The sequence below is a fragment of the Endozoicomonas sp. ONNA1 genome (assembly GCF_024606325.1).
Classification (GTDB): Bacteria; Pseudomonadota; Gammaproteobacteria; order Pseudomonadales; family Endozoicomonadaceae; genus Endozoicomonas_A.
This window is the reverse complement of record NZ_JAHHPN010000684.1, coordinates 1-2992: the sequence shown is the minus strand read 5'-3', so window position 1 is coordinate 2992 and position 2992 is coordinate 1. Positions and strand designations below refer to the sequence as shown.

At 48.3% G+C, this 2992-nt stretch carries 1 protein-coding gene; it reads left to right on the top strand.

The window, feature by feature from the left end:
* A partial coding sequence (locus KDK19_RS15995) for a DUF4116 domain-containing protein (RefSeq protein ID WP_257292351.1) occupies window positions 1-2709 on the top strand: 2709 nt, incomplete at its 5' end.
* Between the last annotated feature and the right edge of the window lie 283 nt (window positions 2710-2992).

The following is a 2992-nucleotide window of genomic DNA, read 5'->3' as shown; positions in this document are numbered from 1 at the left end:
GTCGCCATGAGCTTTCAATCTTTTCAGGATGATACCGTCAGGGTTGAGTACACTCCCGGTCAGCCCGGGGGCGTGGTGGCAGGACAGTCTGGTAACAAACCCCACCGCATTGATATTTCTCGTATAGAAAGACCTGACAACTCTCTATTTTCTCAATACTTTCCCGGAACGGTCTCAAGTCAATTCATCCTGCAGAGGAACAAAAAAAACAACGGCTATTCGGAAACAAGACTTGATGATGCGAATCCCCGGACAGGCGGTGGCGGTCAGCGACTCAGTGATGACCAGGTTTCAGCACTCAGAGAGATGGTGACACAGCTGGAAGACCTATTACTCTGCCCCGTGGATGTGGAATTTGCCATCGATCATCAGGATCGCCTGTTTCTGTTGCAGGTGCGCCCCATAACCCGACTCTCCGGGGGCATGGATTTTGCCATGTCCAGACCCGGATCGAAAGAGACCCTGGCTATTGGCAAAGGCGTTAGCGAAGGCTATTGCACCGGACCCATCTGGTTGGCCAAAAAAAGAGAGGCAGACTCTATGCCGGAGGGAGCCATTGTTGTGGCCCGACATGCTGAAGAATGGATGCTTGAGCCTGGGTTCCTCAGGCGGGCAGGAGGGTTTGCCTTTGATCAAGGAGGGTTCAATGATCATGTGGCGATTCTCATGAAACAGGAGGAAAAAACCTTGATGCTGGCCGAGGGGCAGTATCCGGCCTTAGCCGCTCTGCATGGCCGACAGGTGACACTGGCCAGCGCCCGTTTTAATGGTATACCCTCTGCCTTCATTGCTGCCGGTGACCTTACCAGAAAACTGGCCAGTCACAGAAGCCTGTCCTGTGGTATTTCTGATGTGCCGTTAACAAAAGCTGTCCCGTCACGGGATGATTTATCCCCCCCAGAGGGCACATTCCGACTGGTCGCCAGCGGCTTTCAATGGCTCGCGGATCAAAATGCCCGGCTGCTGGCATTTTTTGCCTCCGGCGGCGGTCTGGATTGTCTGGCAAACCCGGTAAAACTAAGCATTTCGCCTCAACGATCAAAGCTACTGGCAGAGACCGTAGACAACGTAAACCGGCTGATTCACGGGGCTGAAGCCCTGTTGGAGGGCTACCGGGCCTTCTTGCTGCTGGCGGGAAACAGCGATTCAGAAGAGGTCCAGTCATTGCTGGATGAATTGATGCAATTGACCTCCCGGTTCGTGACGTTGAAACAGACTATCCAATCCGGGTTAGAGAGTATCACTCGTCACCAGCAGACCGGTGAAGAGCGTCAATTGTCGTTTATTAAGTGGGTGGCCGACTGCTATCAGCTAAAATCCTTTCTTCAAGCACTCAATCCCGGGAAGGCTGAACAGGTTCTGAGTGTTCATGAGCTGATTTTTGCCCTGCATCAGCGTTTCGTAAAGGCGCTGGCACCGGTCACTCTGGCCTCGGGTCATGGTAGGGTTTCTGAGGAAAAACGCGTCACCTATGTTGATTGTACGACTCCGGGTGACTCAGGTGAAAAGGCATCGCTATTGAGTCCGTCCTGTAAAACATCGATCAAAAAATTAGAGTACTCAGGGACTGTCGTCAGTATGGATGACGCTTTGATTGTTAACCTGGAGCTCGGAAGTCATATCTGTGTTATCGAACTACTTGAAAACGCAGAGGGGGGGAAAGGACGAACCTTGCGGCTGAAATTTTCCGACCAGTTTCGGAGCACTGATGGCAGTGATAAGCGTGGTAAGTTAATGCGTATGTGGTTTTTAGTGCAGTTACTGAAAGTGATTAAACTGGATAAACAAGCTGATAGTATGAAGCTGAGTTGCAGTGCCGTAACGAGTGAAATGATCGTCGAATATCCCCAAATGAAGTCACGTGAAATCCTGCAGGAAGCCTTTGAAAAACTGACGATTGTGTTAGATGCTATGTGCGATCTCGATTTACTCTTTAGCGACAACGACATTTTTGAAGAATATCATTGGGACTTTAACATGCTTGCACAACGCCTTAATCCCGATGTTGCGACAGAAGCGGACAGATTCACCTTTCAACATTGTCTTTTCTCAATGTTTTATCTGGGGGATGAACGCATTAGTCCCGATTGCTGCCAGTTATTAAGCAACCACCTTCAACAGTTTGTTCATTATGCTGAGCGGTTAGGCGAGTGTCAGTCGTTAGTATTTCTCAGGCAAAAACCGGAACACAGTCTGCGGGAAATATTAATGAGTAATGAGATGAGTGAGAGCATCCGCAGGGAACTCTTACATCATTATTTATTGTTAGATCCTCATTACTCTATTCGGCTGGTTGAGGATTTTTATCCCCATTTGAGAGGTCAATACTTCGTTATCAAACCATCACGTGATTACACGCTGACGCTTGATGTTCCGCCGAGTCAGTCGCTTTTGGATATTAAAGAAAAGATCAGGAAAACCATGGTGAAGGGTGGGCTGAAATATGTCAGCCAACGGGTTCGGAATGATCAAGAGCTTGTATTAGAAGTCATTGCAGTAAAACCATTGCACCTGAAATATGTCAGTGAAGAACTGAAGTGTGATAAAGGTGTCGTCATGGCCGAAGTCACTCAGGATGGCTATTGTCTGAGTTATGCCAGCCAGCAACTTCAGGATGATGATGAGGTTGTCATGGCCGCCATGGCTGAGTATCCGCGCGCTCTTCAGTATGCCAGTGAAAGAATCCGAAGTGATAAAAGCATTATTTAAAAGTCAATTGATCGCAGTATTGTTTCCTTACAATATGCCGGTGAAACGGTATTGAATGATCACGAGTGTATGCTCTAATTAATTGCAAGGAGGCCACGTGCTTTTACATATGCGGCTCCCGGGCTCAAACATGATCAGTTTTTATCGATTCAGCCATTCTAAGAAACCCCGAAGTCCATAAATATGTCAGGGAGTTTTTGAATAAGCTCTGATCGACTCTGACAACAATGGGCTAGCAGCCTGTCGGACTTAAGGCTGTCCTACTGCGGTTGCAATAAATTGG